Source organism: Devosia sp. Leaf64, assembly GCF_001421945.1.
Lineage (GTDB): Bacteria > Pseudomonadota > Alphaproteobacteria > Rhizobiales > Devosiaceae > Devosia.
Genome location: NZ_LMLO01000022.1, coordinates 14,542 through 37,207 on the forward strand (window position 1 = coordinate 14,542; position 22,666 = coordinate 37,207).

Consider the following 22,666-nt stretch of genomic DNA (forward strand, 5'->3'; position numbering starts at 1 on the left):
CAGCGCCGGATGAGGGAGATCTAACGGCAATCGCAACAGGGGAAAATTCAACCACCAACTTCGCGTAGCGACACCTCTCCCGCTGGGGGAGAGGTCGGATTGCCTAGCAATCCGGGTGAGGGGGCCTTCTCACCCGTCTATTCCACCAACCCAATATACCGCTTCTTCGACGGCTGCAGATGGTCGACACATAGTTGCGCCAGAACCCAATTATCCCGCCCGCTCAGCATTTCGATCATCAGCCGATGCTGGCTATGCGAAATATCGAGCGCCGCCCGATCCGCCATCGAGTTCGCCCGCACCGGCAGGCTGTAGCGCATGTAAAGCTCGATCGCCTGCACGAGATATTTGTTCCCGCAGGCCCCGAACAGCGTCAGGTGAAAGCGGTCATTGGTCTCGTGCACACCGCGCAGATAACCCGCCTCGATATGCTCGCCATGCTCCTTGTGAATCTCTTGGAGCTCATCGATCAGCCCCTGCGGCGCCGGCAGCGGGATCATCAGCGCCGCCTGCCGCTGCACCAGTTCGCGCACGGCATAGATTTGCTCGACCTCGCTCGGGGTCAGCGAGCGCACCGTGGCGCCCTTGTTGCGCTCGCGCACGACGACGCCCATCTGCTCGAGCTGCACCAGCGCCTGCCGCACGAAATGCCGCGTCACCGGAAAGCGCGACAGGAGCTTGTCCTCGGTCAGGCGCGACCCCGGCGCCAGCCGCCCGAAGATGATGTCCTCCTCAAGCGCCCGCACGATCTTCACGTCTTCGGGTTCGGTCTCGTGATGCTCGGTCATGCTGGCGGCCCCGGGAGGTTATCCCGCCCTTCTATCAGAGAGTCCCCGCCGGTTTAAACTGGCTCGCCGCATAGGAGGCCTCCACCAGCCGCAGTGTTTCAAGATTATCGGCCGCGCTGGTCTCGAACGCACGCCCCGTTCGCAAGCAATCGACGAAATGCGCCACAGCCCCGTCATAGGCCGCCTGATAGCTCTCTGGCCCATCGAACCGCATCTCGCGCGGGCTCGACCCCAATAGTCTCAGCACTGTCCCATCCAAATGGATCGTGCCCTTGCTCCCCCAAAGCCAAAGCTGATCGCTCGGCGCCGGCGGCGCGCCATGCACCGCGAGATTACCCGACACGTTGAGCGGCATTCCGTCCGCCAACCGCTCCAGCCGCAGCAAAGCCTGATCCTCCCCGATGATCTCGTCATTGCTTCGCCGCAGCCGCGCCGATGTCAGCGCCAACTCGCCGAGCAAAAACCGCAGACTATCGAGGTGATGGATCAACACCTCCATCACGAGCAGCCGCTGTTCGCGCCGGAAGAACGGCTGCCGCACCAGGGCCGGCCGCTCACCCTTGCCATCGGCAATCATCCCGCTCGAATGAAAATCGAGCCGCGCCTCGAAAACCTCGCCGATCAACCCCTCGTCAAGCCAGGCCCGCAATTGCCGATAATAGGGCCGAAAACGCCAGTTCTCGTGCACCATCAGCCGCGCCCGGCCCGACACCGCCGTGACCACTTCTTCTGCCTCCGCTAGATCGACCCCAAGCGGCTTCTGGCACAGCATCGGCAAGCCGCGCTCTCCTCCCAGCATCACCTGCTCGGCATGAAATTTCCGCGGCGAAGCAATATCGAGCGCATCGAGCCGCTCGCTTTGCAGCATATCGGCCAAAGACTCGTACCGCCCCACGATCCCGAATTCATCCGCCCGCGCATTCCGCGCCGCCTCATCGGGGCCGCAGATCGCCACCACCTCGACATCCCCGAGCTTCTTCCACGCCGGCAAATGATATTGCGTGACCCAGCCCGCCCCCACCAATCCGATCCGCACAATCGCCTCTTATCAATAATTTATCGTTTTCTCGAGCCTCGCAGCGAAATCAGCTACAGCGTCGATTTGCCTGAATTTAAGCGCATATAACCGTCGTGCACAACCAAAACCGCACACAACACAATCCGCATTATTGACAATAATGCTGACGCCTGTAGGAATGACCCTACAAGCCGCACCAAGACGCGGCAGGGGAGGATATCGTGACCCGCGGGCTTCGCAGACGGTTGACCAGCTATGGCGACCAGGATTTTTCGCTGTTCCTGCGCAAGGCCTTCATCAAGGCCATGGGCTATTCCGATGACGCGCTCGATCGCCCCATCGTCGGCATCGCCAATACCTATTCCGATTATAATCCCTGCCACGGCAATGTCCCGCAGCTGATTGAAGCGGCCAAGCGCGGCGTCATGCTGGCCGGCGGCATGCCCATGGTCTTCCCGACCATGTCGATCCACGAGAGCTTTGCTTCGCCCACTTCCATGTTCCTGCGCAATCTCATGGCCATGGAAACCGAGGAACTGGTCCGCGCCCAGCCCATGGATTCGGTCATTCTGATCGGCGGTTGCGATAAAACCATCCCCGCCCAGGTCATGGCCGCCGCTTCGAGCGAAGTCCCGGCCATTGTCCTCCCCACGGGCCCCATGGATACCGGCAGCCATCGCGGCGAACGCCTCGGCGCCTGCACCGATTGCCGCCGCATCTGGGCCCAATATCGCGCCGATCAGATCGATGCCGACGAAGTCGCCGAGATCAATGGCAAGCTCGCCAGCTCCGTCGGCACCTGCACCGTCATGGGCACGGCCTCCACCATGGCGGCCTTAATGGAAGCCATGGGCCTCTCCCTCCCCATGGCCGGCTCAGCATCCGCCACCTCGTCCGAGCGCATGCGCCTTGCCGAAGAAACCGGCCGCGCCGCCGTCGCCATGACCGAAACCGGCCTCACCACCGCAGAAGTTCTGACCCCTGCTGCCCTCCGCAACGGCCTCGTGACGCTCCAAGCCCTCGGCGGCTCCACCAATGCCGTCGTCCATCTCGCCGCCATTTATGGGCGCCTGGGCAAAAAGCTCGACATGGCCGAATTCGACGCCATCGGCCAAAAGGTCCCAGTCCTTGTCGATCTAAAACCAACCGGCACCGGCTATATGGGCGAATTCCACGCCGCCGGTGGCGTCCCGCGCCTCCTCTCGGAATTGACCGATCTGCTCGATCTCGCCGCCCCTCGCGCCTTCGGCGGCACGCTTGGCGACACCATCGGCACCCTGCCCGCGCGCTACGAAACCCAGATCATCCGCCCGCGCACCGCGCCCATCTCGCCTGCCGGCGCCATCGCGGTTCTCTCGGGCAATCTCGCCCCCCGCGGCGCCGTCATCAAGCACGCCGCGGCCGATCCAAAGCTGCAGGTCCACGAAGGCCGCGCCGTTGTCTTTGACTCGGTCCGCGACATGACCGAACGCCTCGACGATCCCAGTCTCGACATCGCCGCCGACGATGTCCTCGTTCTCCGCAATGCCGGCCCCAAGGGTGCTCCCGGCATGCCCGAAGCCGGCTACATTCCCATTCCGCGCCACCTCGCCCGCCAAGGCGTCAAGGACATGGTCCGCCTTTCCGATGCACGCATGAGCGGCACCGCCTTCGGCACGGTCGTCCTTCACATCACCCCCGAATCCGCCGATGGCGGCCCCCTTGCGGCGGTCCGCACCGGCGACCGCATCCGCCTCGACGTGCCCAATCGCCGCCTCGAACTCCTGATCTCCGCCACCGAGCTCGCCGCCCGCATGGCTGCACTGCCTGCGCCGCCGCCATCGCCACCCCGCGGCTACGCCCAACTCTACGATCGCCACGTCACCCAGGCCGACGATGGTCTCGATTTCGATTTCCTGATGGCCGCCAAAGACCATGGCTGACGTGCTCGACGCCACGCTCTGCCTCCCCCCGCGCCCCCTGCGCAATCCGGCCAATCTGCGCCTGCCCGAAAACACCTGCGACGCCCATTTTCACGTCTTCGCCCCCGCGGCTCCGCTCGCCATCCCGCGCAGCTACACGCCGCGGATCGAACCAATCGACAACTGGCTCGCCCTCGCCGAAACCTTCGGCATCGCCCGCGGCGTCCTCGTCCAACCAAGCGTCTACGGCCTAGACAATCGCGTCCTCCTGACAGCGCTGACCGGCCACGCCGATCGCGTCCGGGGCGTCGTCGTCATTCCGCCCGAAACCAGCGACGCCGAACTCCAGCGGCTTGACGCCCTCGGCGTTCGCGGCGTCCGCTTCAACCTGCGCAATAAATCCGGCATCGGCTTTGACGCTTTCGCCACTCTCGCCCCGCGCATTCGCGCCCTCGGCTGGCACGCCCAGTTCCAGATCGGCCCCGAAGCCATCGGGACCGTCGCTGATCTCACAGCGCGCTATGACATTACCGGCGTCATCGATCACCTCGCCTTCATCGCCCTCGACGATCCCGGCACCGCCCTCGACGATCTCGACCGCGCTCTCGAAACCGGCCGCGTTTACGTGAAAATTTCCGCGCCCTATCGCCTCAGTGACGCCCCGAATAACCAGTTCTATCGTTCAGCCGTTTCAACGCTAACGGAATGCTACCCAAACCGCGTCCTTTGGGGCAGCGATTGGCCCCATACCGAGCTTTTCAAGACCGTCCCCGAGGACGACGATCTGATCGCGCTCAGCCTCGACACTATCCCCCCGGCACATCACGCCGCGGTCTTTGCCAACAACGCCGCCACCCTCTATTTTTCTCACTGAGCCCAACAACCGGAGTCGCCTCATGCCCCTTCTGACCGAAGATGCCAAAGGCGTCTATGTCATTGCCGTCACACCCTTTTCCGACACCGGCGAAGTGGATTGGGCAAGCGTCGATCGCATGGTCGATTTCTATGAGGAAAAAGGCGCCACCGGCCTCACCATCCTCGGCCAATTGGGCGAAGCGCCCAAGCTAACTGCTGAAGAATCCAGGGAAATCGCCCGCCGCGTCATTTCCCGCGCCAAAATCCCCGTCGTCGTCGGCGTCACCGCTCCCGGCCTCGCCCCCATGCGCGAACTCGCTGATTCCGTTATGGAAATCGGCGCCGCAGGCGTCATGGTCGCCCCGCCCTGGACCCTCAAGACGGACGACCAGATCTACGCCTACTTCGCCTCGGTCGGCGACGTCCTCGGCAAGACCCCCTGGGTCCTCCAGGATTACCCCTTGACAACCAATGTCACCATCGCCCCAAAAGTCATCGATCGCATCGTTAGCGATATCCCGACCTGCGTCATGCTCAAGCATGAAGATTGGCCCGGCCTATCGAAAATCACCACCCTCCGCGCTTTCAGCGACAAGGGCGAAACCCGAAGAATTTCAATCCTTTGCGGCAATGGCGGCCTCTTCCTTCCCGAAGAAATGGGCCGCGGCGCCGATGGTGCCATGACTGGTTTCTGCTTCCCCGAAATGATGGTCGGCGTCGTCGAAAACTACGCCAAGGGCAATCCCGACCGCGCTCATGACATCTTCGATGCCTATCTCCCCCTCGCCCGCTACGAGCAGCAGCAGGGCATCGGCCTCGCCTGCCGCAAATATGTGCTTGCCAAACGCGGTGTCATTTCGTCAGCTACTCTGCGTAAACCCGCGCCGGCATTGAGCAAACTCGACATCGCCGATGTCGAACGCCTCCTCGCCCGGCAAGAAAAGCGCCTCAAGGAGATCGCCGCATGAAGCTCGGAATCGAAGGAAAGCGCGCCCTCGTCCTCGGCGCCAGCAAGGGCCTCGGTGCCGCCACCGCTCTCGCCCTCGCCAATGAAGGCGCCCACGTTATCGGCGCGGCCCGTTCCACCGACGCCATCACTGCACTCGATCCCAAGGTCGACAAAACCCTCGGCGGCAGCATTAGCGCCGTCTCCCTCGACCTGTCCGACCCCGCCTCCATCCAGGCGCTGATCACCAAGATCACGGCCGATGGCGGTGCCGATATCCTCGTCAACAATTCCGGCGGCCCACCGCCTGGCGAAGCGCAAGCGCTTGCGCCTGCTGACTTTTCGCGCCAGTTCGACACCATGATCACCCCGCTCATCGCCATCAGCCAGTCCCTCTTGCCCAGCATGAAAGAGCGCAAATGGGGCCGCATCATCACCCTCACCTCCTCGGGCGTCGAAGCCCCCATCCCGCGCCTCGCCATATCCAATGCTCTCCGCCAGGCGCTGGTCGGCTGGAGCAAAACCCTCGCTTCCGAAGTCGCCGCCGACGGCATCACCGCGAACATCATCGTTCAGGGTCGCATCCATACCGACCGCGTCGATGAACTCGACGCCGCCGCCGCAAAGCGCCTCGGCAAAAGCGTCGAAGAGGTAAAGGCCCAGTCGCTCTCGCAAATTCCCGCCGGCCGCTATGGCCGCCCCGAGGAATTGGCCGATGTCGTCGCCTTTCTCGCGAGCGACAAGGCATCCTACGTCACCGGCAGCCTCATCCGCGTCGATGGCGGCATGCTCAAGTCTGTTTGAGGTTCGCTTGGCGGGGCAATGCGGCTAGGCTATCTCAGAGAAAGCTGCTCATAGTTCCAGAGGCCTCATGCCCGCCGGCCCCCACCGTCAAGACCGCACCCCGCTTAGCCTTTCCGGCGGCCCGCTGAGCTTTGCCGATCTGGCGCGCATCGCCCAGCACCGCGCCCCACTGGTGCCCGATCCGGACGCGCTGGCCGCCGTTGCCCATTCGCGCCAAGCCATTGAAAACGCTATAGCGGCCGGCCAGCCCGTCTATGGCGCCACCACCGGCGTCGGCGCCATGAAGGACATCGCCTGGTCCCAGGACGAGATGGACGCCTTCAATATCGGTCTCGTCCGCGCCCATCATTTCGGCACTGGCGAACCCTTCTCGCGCCACATCGTCCGCATGGCCATGGCCATCCGCACCAATATGCTGCTCACTGGCAAGGTCGGCTGCACGCCATCCCTCGTCTCGGCCTATCTCGATCTTCTCGAACGCGACGTCGTCCCCGTCGTCCGCCGCACCGGCTCCATCGGCTGCGCCGATATCGGTCTCATGGGCCAGATCGGCGCTGTGCTGACCGGCGCGGGCGAGGCGTTTTTCGACGGCGAACGCCTGCCCGCCGATCGCGCCCTCGCCGCAGCCGGCCTCGCCCCGGTCCACCTCGCCGCCCGCGATAGCCTGGCCTCGGTCTCGACCAATGCCGTTGGCTATGCCGCCGCCGCCGATGCCCTGCGCCGGGCCGCCGCGTCCGTTCGCGTACTACTCGCCACCGCCATCACCACCGCCGGCGCCCTCGGCGCCTCCCGCGATCCCTGGAAAGCCGTCGCCTATGCCGGCACGGAGGGCGAAAGCCGCATCGGCGCCTGGCTTTACTTCAATGCCCGCGGCTGGGATTGGCCCAATGCCACCCAGATCCAGGACCCGCTGAGCCTCCGCATGATGAGCCAGGTTTTTGGCACCGGCTTCGAAGCCCTCCGCGTCGCCGGCCGCACCCTCCTCGCCGCCACCGGCCGAACTGATGACAATCCCGTCGTCGCCAATGGCCAGGTGCTCACCTCCGGCGGCTCGCTCCCCCTCGACGTTACCCTCTTCATTCAGGCCGCCCAACTCGGTCTCGCCCATGTCGCGCGCAATTCGTTCAATCGCTGCGTCCTCCTTGGCAATGGCGGTCGCCGGGATCTGCCGGTCAATCTCGTCTTCCCCGGCCATGTCGCCACTGGCTTTGGCCCCGCGATCAAGCTTGCCGGCGAACTCTTCGCCCGCGTCCTCTCGATGACTGCCCCCATCTCGGCCAATTCCATGGTCGTTGCCGACGGCATGGAGGACGAAGCCGCTTTCCTGCCCCTTGTCGTCGAGCGTTTCGAGCGGCAGATCCTGGCGCTCCAGCGCCTTGCCGCTCTCGAAGCCATGCTCGCCGCCCAAGCCATGGACATCTCGGGCGACCAGCCCGGCAACGTGCCCGGAATGGTCTATGCGCGGGTCCGAAACTGCTCGAAAACCTACACGGTCGATCGCCCGCTTTCCTCCGAAGTCGAAGACCTTGAAGAATCTTTGGGCTCGGAGGATTTTCTTGGCGAACTGATTTCTCACTCGACCATTGAAGAGGTGGATGAGTTTTTCGCGTTGGGGGAGGGTCTGTAGAAACCCAAGCCTCGCCTACCCCGGGCAACTCGCTAGGCTAAGGAACAACCGGAGCGTCCGGTCCCTAACGGAGATACATATGCGCCTCACCGCCAAGCTGCTGACTGCAGCATCCGCATTCGTCGTGCTGGCCGGCACTGCCCAGGCTCAGGTCGTGGTCTCGTCCAAGATCGACACCGAGGGCGGCGTTCTCGGCAACATCATCAAGCAGGTGCTTGAGAACAACGACATCCAGGTCGAAGACCGCATCCAGCTCGGCGCCACCCCGATCGTGCGCGAAGCCATCATCGCTGGCGAAATCGACATCTATCCCGAATATACCGGCAATGCCGCCTTCTTCTTCGACAAGGCTGATGATCCGCTCTGGAACAATGCCGAAAGCGCCTACACCGAAGCGGCAAAGCTCGATCTTGAAGCCAACAAGATCGTCTGGCTGACGCCCTCGCCCGCCAACAACACCTGGGCCGTCGCCATCCGCAACGATGTCGCCGAACCCAACAACCTGACGACCTTCACCGAATTCGGCGCCTGGGTTGCCGGCGGTGGCGAAGTCAAGCTGGCCGCATCCTCGGAATTCGTGAATTCCCCGGCCGCGCTGCCAAAGTTCCAGGAAGTCTATGGCTTCACCCTGACCCCTGACCAGCTCGTCGTTCTCTCGGGTGGCGATACCGCAGCAACCATCGCCGCTGCCGCCCAGCAGACCAATGGCGTCAACGCCGCCATGGTCTATGGCACCGATGGCGGCATCGCTCCCTCGGGCCTGAAGGTTCTTGAAGACGACAAGGGCGTGCAGCCGGTTTACCAGCCCGCCCCAATCATCCGCGATGAAGTCCTCAAGGAATATCCGCAGATCACCGAACTGCTGAAGCCCGTCTTTGAAGGCCTGACCCTCGAAGTCCTGCAGGACCTCAACGGCCGCGTTCAGGTCGGTGGCGAGCCCGCCGCTGCTGTCGCCACCGACTACCTCACCAAGAACGGCTTTCTGAGCTAAGCCCTTAGGGCGGGCCACAAGCCCGCCCTTTTCATGCCCGGCCCCGCGCCGGACAACCGGAGCTGGAACCCACAGCTTGAGTCTTGCAGTGTCAGCAAACATCGAAAAAAGACCCTGGCAGCGCCTCGATAAACTCGGTGTGCTCGTTGCCGTCATTGGTCTTGCCGGTCTCGCCCTGCCCTTCGCCCTGTTTCGCGCCAATCGCATCGTCCCAGGCGAAGGCATGGGCATCGTCGGCTCGCTGGACGGCGTCTGGTCCATCCTCCTGATCGCCGCGATCGTCGCCGCACTCGCGACAGCGCTTGTCCGCTTCCGCCCCATCGTCAAACTGGCCGCCGGCTTCCTCGCCCTCGCCGTCCTCGCCTTTGCTGTCGGCGCCGCCGCCAACCATCTGACGCCCGCTGACAACAACTATGCCCGCGTCGCCCCCGGCGCCGGCTTCTGGCTGCTGCTCCTCGCCTTCTCGCTGATGGTCACCGACGCGCTCACCCGGCTGCGCCTCCGCCCTGTCTGGCGCGTCGCGCTCCTCGCCCTCGTCCTCGGCGCCGTCGCGCTCATTCTCTGGAGCGGCCTCTGGAGCAATCTCTCGCTCCTCAAGGAATATGCCAGCCGCGCCCCCGCCTTCTGGCAGGAAGCCCGCACCCACCTCGTCCTCGCCTTCGGCTCCGTCGCCATCGCGACCCTCGCCGGCATACCCCTCGGCATTCTCTGCTATCGCGTCAAACCGCTGCGCGCTGCCGTGCTCAACACGCTCAACATCGTCCAGACCATTCCCTCGATCGCGCTCTTCGGCCTCCTCATCGCCCCCCTCGCCTGGGTCGCGGCCAATGTGCCCGGCGCCAGCAATATCGGCATTTCCGGCATCGGCATTGCCCCAGCCCTCATCGCGCTCTTTGCCTACTCGCTCCTGCCGATCGTCTCCAACACCGTCGTCGGCCTCCTCGGCGTCAATGGCCAGGTGGTCGATGCCGCCCGCGGCATGGGCATGACCGATCGCCAGCGCCTCCTCAATATCGAGCTGCCGCTGGCCCTCCCCGTCATTCTCACCGGCATCCGCATCGTGCTCGTCCAGAATATCGGCCTCGCCACCATCGCCGCGCTCATCGGCGGCGGCGGCTTCGGCGTTTTCGTTTTCCAAGGCATCGGCCAGACCGCGATGGACCTCGTTCTCCTCGGCGCCGTGCCCACCGTCGGCCTCGCCTTCGCCGCCGCCGTCATTCTCGACGCCATCGTCGAACAGATCAGTATCAAGGGACGCGGCGCATGATCGAAATCGAGGACATCGTCAAATCCTATAATGGCACCACGGTCGTCGACCACATCAGCCTGACCATTCCGCCCCGCACCATGAGTGTCATTGTCGGCACCTCGGGCTCGGGCAAGACGACGCTGATGCGCATGATCAATCGCCTCGTCGAGCCCACTGCCGGCACCATCCGCATCGACGGCGAAGATATCCGCGACGTGCCCACGCATGAGCTCCGCCGCCGCATCGGCTACGCCATCCAGGGCCACGGCCTCTTCCCCCATTGGACCGTCGCCCAAAACATCGCCACCGTCCCAAAGCTTCTCGGCTGGGAAAAATCGAAGATCGAAGCCCGCGTCGATGAACTGCTCGGGCTCTTCCAGCTCGACCCCGTCCAGTTCCGCCACCGCATGCCCCACGAACTCTCGGGCGGCCAGCAGCAGCGCATCGGCGTCGCCCGCGCCCTCGCCGCTGGCCCCAATATCCTCCTCATGGACGAACCCTTCGGCGCCCTCGATCCGCTCATCCGCGCCAAGGCCCAGGAAGATCTCCTCGCCATCCAGCGCAAGCTTGGCACCACCATCGTGCTGGTCACCCACGACATGGAGGAAGCCATCCACTTGGGCGACCGCATCGCCGTCATGGATAAGGGCAAGCTCCTCCAATATGCCGAACCCGCCGAAATCATCGTCAATCCGGCAACGCCCTTCGTCGCCGACCTCATCGGCACCTCGGACCGGCCCTTCCGCCTCCTCTCGCTGACCCGCGTTGGCGACCATGTCGAACCCGGCACCGCCACCGGCAGCCCCATCGCGGCCGACGCCAGCCTCCGCGATGCCTATAGCGACCTCCTCTGGTCGGGCCGCACTGCCGCGCCCGTCACCCGCGACGGCCAAGCCATTGGCATAATCACCCTCGCCGCCTGCGCGCGTATGGCGGCGCGTCCGCAATGAAAATCGGCCTCCTCATCAGGCTCGCGGTCTTCTTGGTGCTGGTCGCGTTGCTCGTCCAGCCCGACCTCTTCCAGGGCTTCTTCGCCCTGTTCGCCCGCCCCACCCAGCCGGCCATCTACAATCAGGGCAATCTGCTCGATATCACCATCAGCCACCTGACCATTGTCGCCATCGCCATCGTGCTGTCGACGGTGGTCGCGGTCGGTCTCGCCATTCTTGTCACCCGCCCCTTCGGCGCCGAGTTCCTGCCCGTCTCGCGCACCATCGCCAATGTCGGCCAGACCTTTCCGCCGGTCGCCGTGCTGGCCCTCGCCGTCCCCATCCTCGGCTTCGGCACCGCCCCGACCCTGATCGCGCTCTTTCTCTATGGCCTCCTGCCGATCTTTGAAAACACGCTGACGGGCCTCACCACCCTGCCACCCAATGTCACCGAAGCCGCCCGCGGCGTCGGCATGACCGGCCGCCAGCGCCTCATGCGCGTCGAACTGCCGCTCGCCCTGCCGGTCATTCTCGCCGGCATTCGCCTCTCGACCGTCATCGCGCTCGCCACCGCCACCATCGGTTCGACCGTAGCCGCGCGCACGCTGGGCGAAGTCATCATTGCCGGCCTCCAATCGGGCAACACCGCCTTCGTGCTCCAGGGTGGCCTGATCGTCGGCGTTCTGGCAGTCTTGATCTATGATGCAATGGCCGGGCTCGAACGCTGGCTCAACAGCCGCACCGGCCAGACGCGCTCCGCCAAGGCGGGATAAGGCATTTTAGGTCTTGAAGGGGATTTTGCTTGGGACGGATTCTGACTGAGAAAGACGTCGAGGCCGCCGTGCTCGGAGGCTCCGTCTATGCCGCCGGCGGCGGCGGTTGGGCCGATCACGGTCGGCAATTGGGCTATGCCGCGGTCAGCGTCGGCAAACCCGAATTGGTCAGCATCGAAGAACTCGACGACAATGCCTGGGTCGCCACCGCCGCGGCCATCGGCGCGCCAGCGTCGACAACCCCATGGGAAATGCAGGGCATCGACTACATCAAGGCCGCCCAACTCCTGCAGGAGGCGCTCGGCGAAAAGCTCTCCGGCCTGATGATCGGGCAAAACGGCAAATCCTCGACGCTCAACGGCTGGCTCCCCTCCGCCGTCCTTGGCACCAAGGTCGTCGATGCCGTCGGCGATATCCGCGCCCACCCCACCGGCGACATGGGCTCGATCGGCATGGCCGGCTCGTCTGAACAGATGATCCAGACGGCCGTCGGCGGCAATCGCGCCGAAAACCGCTATATCGAGCTCGTCGTGCGCGGCGCCACCGCCAAGATTTCGCCTGTCCTCCGAACCGCCGCCGATCAATCCGGCGGCTTCATCGCCTCCTGCCGCAATCCCCTCCGCGCCAGCTATGTCCGCCGCCACGCCGCGCTCGGCGGCATTTCGCTGGCCCTCAAACTCGGGGAAGCCATCATCGCCGCTCAGGCCAAGGACGGCACGGCAATCATCGACACCATCGCCAAGACCACCAATGGCACCATCCTCTGCGAAGGCACGATCCTCAAAAAGGCGGTGCTCTACACCAAGGATGCCTTCGACATCGGCGCCGTCACCCTCTCGAGCGGCGACGTGCTCCACGTCATGAACGAATATATGGCCGTCGACGGTCGCGACGGGGAGCGCACCGCGACCTTCCCCGACGTCATCACCACCCTCTCCGCTGAGGGCGAACCCCTCAGCGTCGGCCAGTTGCGCGAAGGCATGCAGATCTTCGTGCTGCATGTCCCGAAATCCAAAATCCCGCTCAGCGCCTCGGTGCTCGATCCCACCGTCTACCCCTATGTCGAAAAGCAGATGGGCATCGAAATCGCCCGCTACGCTCTCGACGGCGCCAACGCCTAAGGTCTTTTCATGCCCAGCCCCAATCCCCGCCATCACAATTTTCCCATTCCCGGCGGTCCGGAATTGCGGGCTAAGGGCTGGCGCCAGGAAGCCCTGCTGCGCTTGCTCGAAAATGTCCTCGCCGTCGGCGAAAACCCCGATGAGCTGATCGTCTACGCTTCGCTCGGCAAGGCCGCCCGCAATTGGGCGAGCCATAAGGCCATCGTCGAAACCCTCCTCCGCATGGATGAGGACCAGACCCTCCTCATCCAATCCGGCAAACCCATCGGCCTCCTCAAGACCCACGCTAAGGCGCCCCTGGTTATCATGGCCAATTGCAATCTCGTCGGCCAATGGGCGCGTGCTGAAGTCTTTTACGAGCTCGAGAAAAAAGGCCTCATCTGCTGGGGCGGCCTCACCGCCGGCGCCTGGCAATATATCGGCAGCCAGGGCGTCATCCAGGGCACCTATGAAATCTTCATGCGCATCGCCGAAAACCGGTTCGGCGGCAGCCTCGCTGGCCGCTTCGTCCTGACCGCCGGCCTCGGCGGCATGGGCGGCGCGCAACCCCTCGCCGGTCGCATGGCCGGCGCCGCCATCCTCTGCGTCGATGTCGACCCCGAGCGTGCCCGCAAGCGCCAGGCCATCGGCTATCTCGAGGAAATCGCTCCCGACCTCGACACCGCCCTCTCACTCATCGACACCGCAACCCGCGAAAAGCGCGCCCTCTCCGTCGGCCTCGTCGGCAATGCCGCCGAGATCTACCCCGAAATCCTCCGCCGCGGCATCATCCCCGATATCGTCACCGACCAGACCGCCGCTCACGATCTCGTCTATGGCTATGTCCCCAAAGGCATGAGCCTCGACGAAGTTCGGCGCCTTCGCACCGATGGCCAGGGCCAGCTCATGGCCGCAAGCCGCGCCTCCATCGTCGATCACGTCGAGGCCATGCTCGGCTTCAAGGCCGCGGGCGCCGAAGTCTTCGACAATGGCAACCTAATCCGCACCCACGCCCAAGCGGGCGGCGTCGACAACGCCTTCGATATTCCGATCTTCACCGAAGCCTATCTGCGCCCGCTCTTTGCCCGCGCCATCGGCCCCTTCCGCTGGATGGCGCTCTCCGGTGACCCCGAAGACATCCGCAAGATCGACCAAAAACTGCTCGACATGTTCCCGGACAACCGGATCGTCACCAACTGGATACGGCTCGCCGGCCAATACGTCCCCTTCGAGGGCCTCCCCGCGCGCATTGCCTGGCTCGGCCATGGCGAGCGCACCGCCCTCGCCCGCGCCGTCAATGCCATGGTCGCCTCGGGCGAACTTGCCGGTCCCGTAGCCTTCAGCCGCGACCACCTCGATGCCGGCGCCATGGCCCATCCCAATATCATGACCGAACGCATGAAGGACGGCTCCGACGCCATCGCCGATTGGCCCCTCCTCGACGCGATGCTGCTCTGCTCGTCCATGGCCGATCTCGTCGTCGTCCATTCCGGCGGCGGCGGCTATGCCGGCTACATGACCTCGGCCGGCGTCACCGTCATCGCCGATGGCACGCCGCAAGGCGACGAACGCCTCGACCGTGCCCTCACCAACGACACCGCCCTCGGCGTCATGCGCTATGCCGATGCCGGCTACGAAGAGAGCCTCGACGAAATAGCGGCCAAGGACATCCCCTACATCCGCCTCGGCAATTGATCCCAAGCTCAATTCTGTCGGCAGAACATTCTCCCTTGACGCCAAAAACCGATCCATGATCAGTTCAAAGCGTCAAAACTGTCGACATATCGGCGCAGCGAAGAACCGCTAAAGAGCGGACCCTGCGCCTGGGAGGATCACATGTACTTTTCGAAGACGCTCGCCGTCTTGGCGATGACGGCTGCGCTCGGCACCGGCGCTGCAGTGGCGCAGGTCAATGTCATGCTGCCGGCCAATCCAGGCGGCGGCTGGGATAGCCTCGGCCGCCAGGCCTTTCAGGCCATGAACGATGCCGGCATCTATACCGGCGGCGTCAATTTCACCAATACGGGCGGCGCAGGCGGCACTGTGGGCCTCGCCGAATTCCTTGGCACCTCGAGCGGCCAGCCCGATTCCCTCGCCGTTTTCGGCGCCATCACCGTCGGCGCCATCGCCCTCAACAATTCGCCGATTAACCTCGCCGAATTCCGCCCCGTTGCCCGCATGACGGCGGAATATCTGGTGATCGCGGTGGCTGCAGATTCGCCTTACAACACGCTCGCTGACCTCGTTGCCGGCATCAAGGCCGATCCCGGCGCCGCAGCACTCGGCGGTGGCTCTGCCGGTGGCGTCGACCACATCTCGCTCGCTTTGCTGGCGCAGGCCGGCGACATCCCCGTCGCCGATCTCAACTACATACCGCAGACCTCAGGCGCCGAAACCGTCACCGCCATCGTCAACGGCACGCTCGTGGCTGGCGTCTCCGGCACGTCCGAATTCGCCCAGTTCGCCGAACAAGGCCGCATCAAGCTCCTCGCCGTGACCTCGGCCGAACGCCGCCCGAACCTCCCCGACGTGCCGACCTTCAAGGAAGCCGGCTATGACGTCGAGATCGCCAATTGGCGCGGCATTCTCGCTGCCCCCGGCGCGCCGGATGACAACTACGCCATGTGGGTCGATAACTTCACCAAGCTCTCCCAGAGCGATGCGTGGAAGGCCGTTCTCGAAGCCCAGGGCTGGGAAGATTACTTCCTTCCCGGCGAAGAATTCGGCGCCTTCATCGCCGAAGAAACCGAGCGCCAGGGCCAGATCCTGAAGGACGCCGGCCTTGTCAACTGACGAGCGCAACACGACCGGAGGCAGCCGCGCGGCTGCCTCAACCACACCAAGACCCTATTGGATCGGCCTTGGCCTCATGGTCATGGGCGCCGTCTGGCTCTACAACGCCTTCGGCCTGCCGCAAGGCGCCCGCTATGCCACCGTCGGTCCCGGCCTTTTCGTCACCGTAGCTGGCGGCGCGCTGCTGCTCCTCGGCGCTTTGCTGATGGTGCAAATCTGGCGCGGCGAAACCTTTGAGGCGCAAGACGCCGAAGACGCCGACGGCGCCACCAAAATGGACAGGCGCGCATTCCTGACCGCTCTCGTCGCCGTCGCTTTGCCGATCGTCACCATGGGTCCGCTCGGCATGCCCTTCACGGCCACGCTCTCCTTCGTCCTCGTCGCCAATGCCTTCGGTTCGCGCCGCTGGTATCTCGACCTCGTCTATGGCGCCATTCTCGCCTCCGGCAGTTGGTTCCTGTTCCATCAGCTCGGCCTCCAGCTTGGCCGCTTCTTTCCGCCGCTCGGGGTGTGAGCCATGGGAACCTTTGAACTCCTCCTCCAAGGCTTCGGCGTCGCCCTGCAGCCGACCAATCTCATGTGGGCCCTCGTGGGCTCCGTCCTCGGCACGGCCATCGGCATCCTGCCCGGCATCGGCCCGGCTTTGACCATCGCGCTGCTGCTGCCGGTTACCACGGCTCTCGCGCCGACCTCCGCCTTCATCATGTTCGCCGGCATTCTCTACGGCGCCATGTATGGCGGCTCGACCACCTCGATCCTCCTCAATACGCCCGGCGAAGCAGGGTCGATGATGACCGCGCTCGAAGGGAACAAGATGGCCCGCGCCGGGCGCGGCGCTGCAGCCCTCGCCACCGCCGCCATCGGCTCCTTCGTCGCCGGCACCATCGCGACGCTCTGCCTGACCTTCGCCGCGCCCGCCGTCGCCGAACTCGCCTTCTATTTCAAGCCGACCGACTATTTCGCCATCACCGCGCTCGCCTTCTGCTCGGTGGCCGTCGTCATGGGCACCTCGCGCACCCGCGGCTTTATCTCGCTCTTTCTCGGCATCGCCATCGGCGTCATCGGCATCGACACAATGACCGGCCAAGCGCGCCTCACCTTCGGCAATATGCAGCTTCTCCGCGGCATTGCGCTGACCGTGGTCCTCGTCTCGCTCTTTGCCGTCGGCGAAATCCTCTATGTCGCGAGCCGCTATCGCTCGACCCCCGGCGTCATGGCCCCCATCAAGGGCCAGCTCTGGATGACCAGGCAGGATTTTGCCCGCTCCTGGAAACCATGGCTGCGCGGCACCGCCATCGGCTTTCCCATGGGCGCCCTCCCCGGCAGCGGCTCAGAAATCCCGACCATGCTGAGCTATACGCTCGAGCGCAAACTTACCAAATATCCGGAAGAATTCGGCAAGGGCGCCATCGAAGGCGTCGCCGGCCCGGAAGCTGCCAACAACGCCGCCGCCGCCGGCATCCTCGTACCCCTCTTGACGCTCGGGCTCCCCACCTCGGCCACCGCGGCAGTGCTGCTGGCCGCCTTCCAGAACTACGGCCTTCAGCCCGGCCCCTTCCTCTTCACCTCTAACCCCGCGCTGATCTGGGGCCTCATCGCCTCGCTCTATGTCGGCAATGTCATGCTGCTCGTGCTTAATCTGCCGCTCGTCGGCATCTGGGTACAGCTGCTCCGCATCCCTCGGCCACAGCTCTATGCCGGCATTCTCGTCTTCGCCATGATCGGCGTCTGGGGCCTTGCCGGCTCGTGGGTGGACCTCACCATCATGCTCGTCGTCGGCCTCGCCGGCTATGTCATGCGCGTCTATGATTTCCCCATCGCGCCGGTGCTGATCGGCCTCATCCTCGGCCCCATGGCCGAAACCCAGCTCCGCACCGCGCTTGCCGCCGGTCAGGGCAATCCGATGGTCTTGGTTTCGACGCCACTCTCGGCCATCCTCATCAGCCTTGCCGTGCTGCTTCTGGCACTGCCCATTCTCCTCAAGCGCCTCCGCGCCACTGCCTGAAACCTTCCAGGGACTCTCGCTCGACCATGAAAACCTACGACGTCAAAGTTCATCCCTCCGCCGCCAATCTCAAGCGCGAGGACCAGCTCGCCTGGCACATCGCCGAGTTCGCCGCCAATTGCGGCCCGCTCGATGACGACGTCGTCGAAATGATCGCCTGCCGCATCGTCGACAATGCCAGCGTCGGTCTCGCCGCGATCAATCGCGCCCCGGTCGCTGCCGCCCGCGCCATGGCCCTCGCCCATCCGCGCAAGGGCGGCTCGACCCTCTATGGCCTCGGCAGCGGCACCCGCGTCGATGCCGAATGGGCCGCCTGGGCCAATGCCACCGCCGTCCGCGAACTCGATTTCCACGACACATTCCTTGCCGCCGACTATTCCCATCCCGGCGACGCCATCTCCCCGCTGATCGCCGTCGCCCAGCAATTGGGCATCGACGGCAAGGCCCTCGCCCGCGGCATCGCGGTCACCTACGAAGTCCATGTCGCTCTGGTGAAGGCCATCTCGCTCCACAAATATAAGAAGGACCACGTCGCCCACCTCGCCCCCGCGACCACCGCCGCCATCGGCGCCATGCTGGGCCTGCCCACTGAAGTCATCTTCCAGGCGGTCAACCAGGCCGTGCACCTGAGCTTTTCCACCCGCCAATCGCGCAAGGGCGAAATCTCGTCGTGGAAGGCCTATGTCCCCGGCTTCTCGGGCAAGCTCGCCATCGAATGCGTCGATCGCGCCATGCGCGGCGAAGCCTCGCCCTCGCCGATCTATGAAGGCGAAGACTCCGTGCTTGCCTATATGCTCGGCGGCAAGAACGACTCCTATCAGGTCTCCCTCCCCGCCCCCGGCGAGAGCCCGCGCGGCATCATGGAAACCTATACCAAGGCCCACTCGGCCGAATATCAGGCCCAGGCCCTGATTGACCTCGCCATCGACCTTTCCAAGGAAATTGGCGACCTTTCCAAGGTCAAGGATATCCTCCTCGAAACCAGCCATCACACGCACAATGTCATCGGCACGGGCGCCAATGATCCGCAGAAGATGGACCCGGAAGCATCACGCGAAACGCTTGATCACTCCATCATGTATATCCTCGCGGTCGCCCTCGAAGACCGCAAATGGCACCATGTGGATTCCTACACCCGTGAGCGCGCCCGCACGCCGTCCACTGTCGCCCTCTGGCACAAGATCCGCACCGTCGAAGAACCCTCCTGGACTGTGCGCTACCTTGACCCCAACCCGGACAAGCGCGCTTTCGGCGGCAAGATTATCGTCACCCTCGATGATGGCCGCGTCATCACCGGCGAGCGCGGCGTTGCCGACGCCCACCCCAATGGCAACCACCCCTGGACCTGGCCCGACTATGCCGGCAAATTCGAAACCCTCACCAAGGGCGAACTGGCTGACGCGGATCGCCAGACCTTCCTCGACGCCGCCAAGGGCTTTGCCAACCTTGCCGCCGGCACGCTGGATATCCTCATCCCGGCTTTGCCCCAGGGCAGCGTGACGCCGTCGAAGCCCACCGGCCAGGGCATCTTCGATCACGGTCTCGACTGAGAGCGGCAGAGGAGATCGTTTTGGATCAAGCGATCAACACGGTTGAGGGGGCGGATGACCGCCTCCTCACCGACCAGCTTTTCGAACAGATGAGTGAGGCCATCGTCCGGGGCACCTTTGCTGCCGGCACCAAGCTCAGCGAGCCGCGTCTCGCCGCCCAATATGGCGTCAGCCGCGGCCCCCTGCGCGAAGCCATCCGCCGGCTCGAAGAGCGCAAGCTCGTCACCCGCGCTCCCCGCCAGGGCGTCCGCGTCGTCGTGCCCACCGCTGCCAACGCGCTCGAACTCTTCACCATCCGCGAAGTCCTTGAGGGCCTCGCCGCGCGCCAGGCCGCCGAGCATGCCACGGAGGAAGAAGTCGATCGGCTGCGCACCATGCTGAAAATGCACCGCGAGATGCTCTCGACCGACGATGCCATGGTCTATTGGCAGGCAACGGCCAATTCCGATTTCCACTTCATGATTGCCCGCATCGGCCGCAATCAGCATCTCTTTGATCTGCTCTGCGGCGAATATTACACACTCTTCCGGCTCTACCGTATGCAGCACCGCATCGTGCCCGGCCGCGCCCAGCGCGCCTTGACCGAACATGAGCGTATTGTCGACGCCATCGCCGACCGCGACGTCGACCTTGCCGAACTTATCATGCGCAAGCACATCGCCTCGGCCCGCACGGGCCTCGTTTCCCAACAGATCGGCGCCTAACGCCCTTCCGCCTCTCGCCGGAAAGTGCCAAGGAAGCTCTGCGCGCAACCTTTTCATCGACGGAAGTCCCGCATGACCGACCAGACCGAAGACCGCATCAAGCAACTCCTCGCCGAGCTGACGCACGAAGAAAAAGTCTCGCTCCTTTCAGGTGAGGATTTCTGGTCCGTGCCCTCCGTCGAGCGTCTCGGTATCGGCAAGCTGCGCGTCAGCGATGGTCCCAATGGCGCGCGCGGCGGCGGGTCGTTGATTGGCGGCGTCAAGTCGGCGAGCTTCCCGGTCGGCATCGCTATCGGCGCCACCTGGAATGTCGAACTCGCCCATGAAATCGGCACGGCGCTGGCCGATGAAGTCAAATCCAAAGGTGCGCATATGCTGCTCGCGCCGACGGTCAATATGCACCGCTCGGTCACCAATGGCCGCAACTTCGAGTGCTATTCGGAAGACCCCTTCCTCTCCGCCGAGCTCGCCGTTGGCTATATCATCGGCCTTCAGGACCAGGGCATCGGCGCGACCATCAAGCATTTCGTCGGCAACGAGAGCGAGATCGAGCGCACGACCATGTCGAGCCAGATCGACGAGCGGAGCCTCAGAGAAATCTATCTGATCCCCTTCGAATGGGCAGTGAAAAAGGCCGGCCCCTGGGGCGTCATGAGCTCCTATAATCGCCTCAACGGCACCTTCACCTCCGAGCACAATTGGCTGCTGACCACCGTCCTCCGCGACGAGTGGAAATATGATGGCATCGTCATGTCCGATTGGTTCGGCTCGCACTCGACCGCCGAAACCATCAATGCCGGCCTCGATCTCGAAATGCCCGGCCCTGCGCGCGATCGTGGCCAGAAGCTGATCGATGCCGTCAATTCCGGCGCCGTCTCGCAAGAGACGCTCGACAAGCGCGTTCTCGCCATGCTGCGCCTGATGCAGCGGACGGGCTCGCTCGACGATCATCGCCCCCATAGTGAACAGGCCAACGATCGCCCCGAACACCGCGCCCTCATCCGCCGCGCTGGCGCCGAAGCCGCCGTTCTTCTCAAGAACAAGGGCATTCTGCCGCTGGCCGGCAAGGGCAAGATCGCCGTCATCGGCCCCAATGCCAAGCGCGCCCAGATCATGGGCGGCGGCAGCGCCCAGCTCAACGCCCACTATCGCGTCTCGCCTTGGGAAGGCCTTGTCGCCCAACTCGGCGAAACCCGCCTCACCTACGCTCCCGGCTGCACCAATGATCGCTTCGAGCCGCTGCTGCGCGGCACGCTGACGGTCGATTATTTCGCCAACGAAAAGCTCGAAGGCACCCCGGTCCATACCGGCACCATGGAAGACGCCCAGGCCTTCTGGATCGGTCAGGTTGCCGAGGGCAAGGTCGATCCCCTCCACTTCTCCGCCCGCGTCACTGGCAGCTACACCGCCGAAAACACCGGCGCCCATCGTGTCGGCATTTACTCGGCCGGTTTCACGAAGGTCTATGTCGATGGCAAGCTCGTCGCCGATGCCTGGACCAATTGGACCAAGGGCCGCACCTTCTTTGAAGAAGGCTGCGACGAAGTCGTCGGCACGATCGATATGGAAGCCGGCCGCACCTACGAAATCACCATCGAATTCGGCACCAAGGACTTTGCCACGCTCGGCCTCGCCGCCTTCGCCTGCGGCATCGGCTTCCCGCTCGGCCAAGAGGCCATCGATGACGCAGCCGCTCTCGCCGCGGACGCAGATATCGCCCTCGTCTTCATTGGCCGCAATGGCGAGTGGGACACCGAAGGCAGTGACCTCGACGGCATCGAACTCCCTGGCCGCCAGAACGACCTTGTCGCTGCCATCGCCAAGGCCAATCCAAAAACCGTCGTCGTCCTCCAAACCGGCGGCCCCGTCGAAATGCCATGGATCGACCAAGTCGAGGCCGTGCTCCAAGCCTGGTACCCCGGCCAGGAAGCTGGCAATGCCATCGCCGATGTATTGACCGGCGCCGCTGAGCCCGGTGGACGCCTGCCCCAGACCTTCCCCGTCCGCTGGGCCGATAATCCCGCTCACAGCCAGGACCGCGAAGTCTATCCCGGGCTCGAAGGCAAGGTGCGTTACGAAGAAGGCATATTCGTCGGCTATCGGCACTACGACCGTCTCGGCCTGACCCCGCTCTATCCCTTCGGCTTCGGATTGAGCTACACGAGCTTCGATCTCAGCGACCTGACTGTCGAAGAGTCACAGTTTGAGGCCGATGGCGCCGTCAACGTTAGCGTAATGGTAACGAATACGGGTGCGCGCACAGGCTCTACGGTGGTCCAACTCTACGTCGGCGACACGCAATCTTCCTCGCCGCGACCCGCGAAAGAACTCAAGGCCTTCGCCAAAATCGCTCTTGCTGCAGGCGAGTCCAAAAAAGTTATCCTCCCCCTCGACGCCCGCTCCTTCGCCTTCTTCCGCACCGAGGCCAAGCACTGGCTGGTCGAAGCCGGCGACTTCACCCTCCACGTCGGCCAATCCTCCGCCGACCTGCCGCTCACCGCAAAGCTGACGCGCAACACCACCCTAATGCTGCCCGTCTAACGCACTGCGCCGCCACGACATTAAGCCCTCCGCCCGAAAATGTCGGAGGGCTTTTTCATACCCGTCGAAGCCTCATTGCGCCTATATCTGAA

Annotated in this window: 19 protein-coding genes; 17 read left to right on the forward strand and 2 right to left on the reverse strand. The window is 64.2% G+C overall.

From position 1 onward, the window contains the following. Positions 1–137: 137 nt before the first annotated feature. Together ASE94_RS17085 and ASE94_RS17090 are read right to left on the reverse strand one after the other, a co-directional pair. Positions 138–788 (reverse strand): GntR family transcriptional regulator, encoded by a 651-nt coding sequence (locus ASE94_RS17085; protein WP_062631396.1) that lies wholly within the window; start codon positions 786–788, stop codon positions 138–140. Between the two features lie 34 nt (positions 789–822). Continuing rightward, the gene (locus ASE94_RS17090) at positions 823–1,824 is read right to left on the reverse strand and encodes a Gfo/Idh/MocA family oxidoreductase (RefSeq protein ID WP_244484150.1); all 1,002 of its coding nucleotides are present in this window, start codon (positions 1,822–1,824) and stop codon (positions 823–825) included. A gap of 203 nt (positions 1,825–2,027) precedes the next feature. On the opposite strand from ASE94_RS17090, the gene ASE94_RS17095 reads away from it, so the two are divergent. The 17 genes from ASE94_RS17095 (at position 2,028) to ASE94_RS17175 (ending at position 22,574) form a co-directional block, all read left to right on the forward strand. Then, positions 2,028–3,728 (forward strand): dihydroxy-acid dehydratase, encoded by a 1,701-nt coding sequence (locus ASE94_RS17095; protein WP_061910037.1) that lies wholly within the window; start codon positions 2,028–2,030, stop codon positions 3,726–3,728. Beyond that, positions 3,721–4,581 carry an amidohydrolase family protein gene (locus ASE94_RS17100; protein ID WP_062631398.1) on the forward strand — a complete coding sequence of 287 codons (861 nt, stop codon included), beginning with the start codon at positions 3,721–3,723 and terminating at the stop codon, positions 4,579–4,581. Before ASE94_RS17095 ends, ASE94_RS17100 begins: the two co-directional genes overlap by 8 nt. 22 nt (positions 4,582–4,603) lie before the next feature. Further along, positions 4,604–5,530: a dihydrodipicolinate synthase family protein gene (locus tag ASE94_RS17105; protein WP_062631399.1), complete on the forward strand. Its 927-nt coding sequence runs from the start codon at positions 4,604–4,606 to the stop codon at positions 5,528–5,530. Next, positions 5,527–6,312, forward strand: a complete 786-nt coding sequence (locus ASE94_RS17110; protein ID WP_062631400.1) for an SDR family oxidoreductase — start codon at positions 5,527–5,529, stop codon at positions 6,310–6,312. Before ASE94_RS17105 ends, ASE94_RS17110 begins: the two co-directional genes overlap by 4 nt. A 67-nt stretch (positions 6,313–6,379) precedes the next feature. Continuing rightward, a complete protein-coding gene (locus tag ASE94_RS17115) occupies positions 6,380–7,939 on the forward strand; it encodes an aromatic amino acid ammonia-lyase (RefSeq protein ID WP_062631401.1) in 1,560 nt (519 codons plus the stop codon). Between the two features lie 79 nt (positions 7,940–8,018). Then, positions 8,019–8,930, forward strand: a complete 912-nt coding sequence (locus ASE94_RS17120) for an ABC transporter substrate-binding protein (RefSeq protein ID WP_062631402.1) — start codon at positions 8,019–8,021, stop codon at positions 8,928–8,930. A gap of 88 nt (positions 8,931–9,018) precedes the next feature. Next, a complete protein-coding gene (locus ASE94_RS17125; RefSeq protein WP_244484152.1) occupies positions 9,019–10,197 on the forward strand; it encodes an ABC transporter permease in 1,179 nt (392 codons plus the stop codon). Continuing rightward, positions 10,194–11,129, forward strand: coding sequence for an ABC transporter ATP-binding protein (locus tag ASE94_RS17130; RefSeq protein WP_062631403.1), 936 nt, complete (start codon positions 10,194–10,196; stop codon positions 11,127–11,129). Before ASE94_RS17125 ends, ASE94_RS17130 begins: the two co-directional genes overlap by 4 nt. Continuing rightward, positions 11,126–11,881 carry an ABC transporter permease gene (locus ASE94_RS17135; RefSeq protein ID WP_062631404.1) on the forward strand — a complete coding sequence of 252 codons (756 nt, stop codon included), beginning with the start codon at positions 11,126–11,128 and terminating at the stop codon, positions 11,879–11,881. The genes ASE94_RS17130 and ASE94_RS17135 overlap by 4 nt, the downstream gene beginning before the upstream one ends. Before the next feature lie 29 nt (positions 11,882–11,910). After that, positions 11,911–13,002, forward strand: coding sequence for a DUF917 domain-containing protein (locus tag ASE94_RS17140; RefSeq protein WP_062631405.1), 1,092 nt, complete (start codon positions 11,911–11,913; stop codon positions 13,000–13,002). Positions 13,003–13,011: 9 nt separating this feature from the next. Then, positions 13,012–14,676 carry a urocanate hydratase gene (locus tag ASE94_RS17145; RefSeq protein ID WP_062631406.1) on the forward strand — a complete coding sequence of 555 codons (1,665 nt, stop codon included), beginning with the start codon at positions 13,012–13,014 and terminating at the stop codon, positions 14,674–14,676. Between the two features lie 141 nt (positions 14,677–14,817). Continuing rightward, positions 14,818–15,774: a tripartite tricarboxylate transporter substrate-binding protein gene (locus ASE94_RS17150; protein WP_062631407.1), complete on the forward strand. Its 957-nt coding sequence runs from the start codon at positions 14,818–14,820 to the stop codon at positions 15,772–15,774. Beyond that, positions 15,764–16,288, forward strand: a complete 525-nt coding sequence (locus tag ASE94_RS17155; protein ID WP_082461285.1) for a tripartite tricarboxylate transporter TctB family protein — start codon at positions 15,764–15,766, stop codon at positions 16,286–16,288. Before ASE94_RS17150 ends, ASE94_RS17155 begins: the two co-directional genes overlap by 11 nt. Before the next feature lie 3 nt (positions 16,289–16,291). Then, the gene (locus ASE94_RS17160; RefSeq protein ID WP_062631408.1) at positions 16,292–17,779 is read left to right on the forward strand and encodes a tripartite tricarboxylate transporter permease; all 1,488 of its coding nucleotides are present in this window, start codon (positions 16,292–16,294) and stop codon (positions 17,777–17,779) included. A 26-nt stretch (positions 17,780–17,805) separates the two neighbouring features. Then, positions 17,806–19,329, forward strand: coding sequence for an MmgE/PrpD family protein (locus tag ASE94_RS17165; RefSeq protein ID WP_062631409.1), 1,524 nt, complete (start codon positions 17,806–17,808; stop codon positions 19,327–19,329). Between the two features lie 20 nt (positions 19,330–19,349). Beyond that, the gene (locus tag ASE94_RS17170) at positions 19,350–20,033 is read left to right on the forward strand and encodes a GntR family transcriptional regulator (protein WP_244484154.1); all 684 of its coding nucleotides are present in this window, start codon (positions 19,350–19,352) and stop codon (positions 20,031–20,033) included. Between the two features lie 72 nt (positions 20,034–20,105). After that, a complete protein-coding gene (locus ASE94_RS17175) occupies positions 20,106–22,574 on the forward strand; it encodes a glycoside hydrolase family 3 C-terminal domain-containing protein (RefSeq protein ID WP_062631411.1) in 2,469 nt (822 codons plus the stop codon). Positions 22,575–22,666: the final 92 nt, after the last annotated feature.

Bases quoted from the DNA above. Each gene is read 5' to 3' on its own strand.
- ASE94_RS17130 (WP_062631403.1), top strand. From the start codon at position 10,194: ATGATCGAAATCGAGGACATCGTCAAATCCTATAATGGCACCACGGTC.
- ASE94_RS17110 (WP_062631400.1), top strand. From the start codon at position 5,527: ATGAAGCTCGGAATCGAAGGAAAGCGCGCCCTCGTCCTCGGCGCCAGC.
- ASE94_RS17165 (WP_062631409.1), top strand. From the start codon at position 17,806: ATGAAAACCTACGACGTCAAAGTTCATCCCTCCGCCGCCAATCTCAAG.
- ASE94_RS17175 (WP_062631411.1), top strand. From the start codon at position 20,106: ATGACCGACCAGACCGAAGACCGCATCAAGCAACTCCTCGCCGAGCTG.
- ASE94_RS17160 (WP_062631408.1), top strand. From the start codon at position 16,292: ATGGGAACCTTTGAACTCCTCCTCCAAGGCTTCGGCGTCGCCCTGCAG.
- ASE94_RS17100 (WP_062631398.1), top strand. From the start codon at position 3,721: ATGGCTGACGTGCTCGACGCCACGCTCTGCCTCCCCCCGCGCCCCCTG.
- ASE94_RS17150 (WP_062631407.1), top strand. From the start codon at position 14,818: ATGTACTTTTCGAAGACGCTCGCCGTCTTGGCGATGACGGCTGCGCTC.
- ASE94_RS17115 (WP_062631401.1), top strand. From the start codon at position 6,380: ATGCCCGCCGGCCCCCACCGTCAAGACCGCACCCCGCTTAGCCTTTCC.
- ASE94_RS17145 (WP_062631406.1), top strand. From the start codon at position 13,012: ATGCCCAGCCCCAATCCCCGCCATCACAATTTTCCCATTCCCGGCGGT.
- ASE94_RS17105 (WP_062631399.1), top strand. From the start codon at position 4,604: ATGCCCCTTCTGACCGAAGATGCCAAAGGCGTCTATGTCATTGCCGTC.
- ASE94_RS17120 (WP_062631402.1), top strand. From the start codon at position 8,019: ATGCGCCTCACCGCCAAGCTGCTGACTGCAGCATCCGCATTCGTCGTG.
- ASE94_RS17085 (WP_062631396.1), bottom strand. From the start codon at position 788: ATGACCGAGCATCACGAGACCGAACCCGAAGACGTGAAGATCGTGCGG.
- ASE94_RS17135 (WP_062631404.1), top strand. From the start codon at position 11,126: ATGAAAATCGGCCTCCTCATCAGGCTCGCGGTCTTCTTGGTGCTGGTC.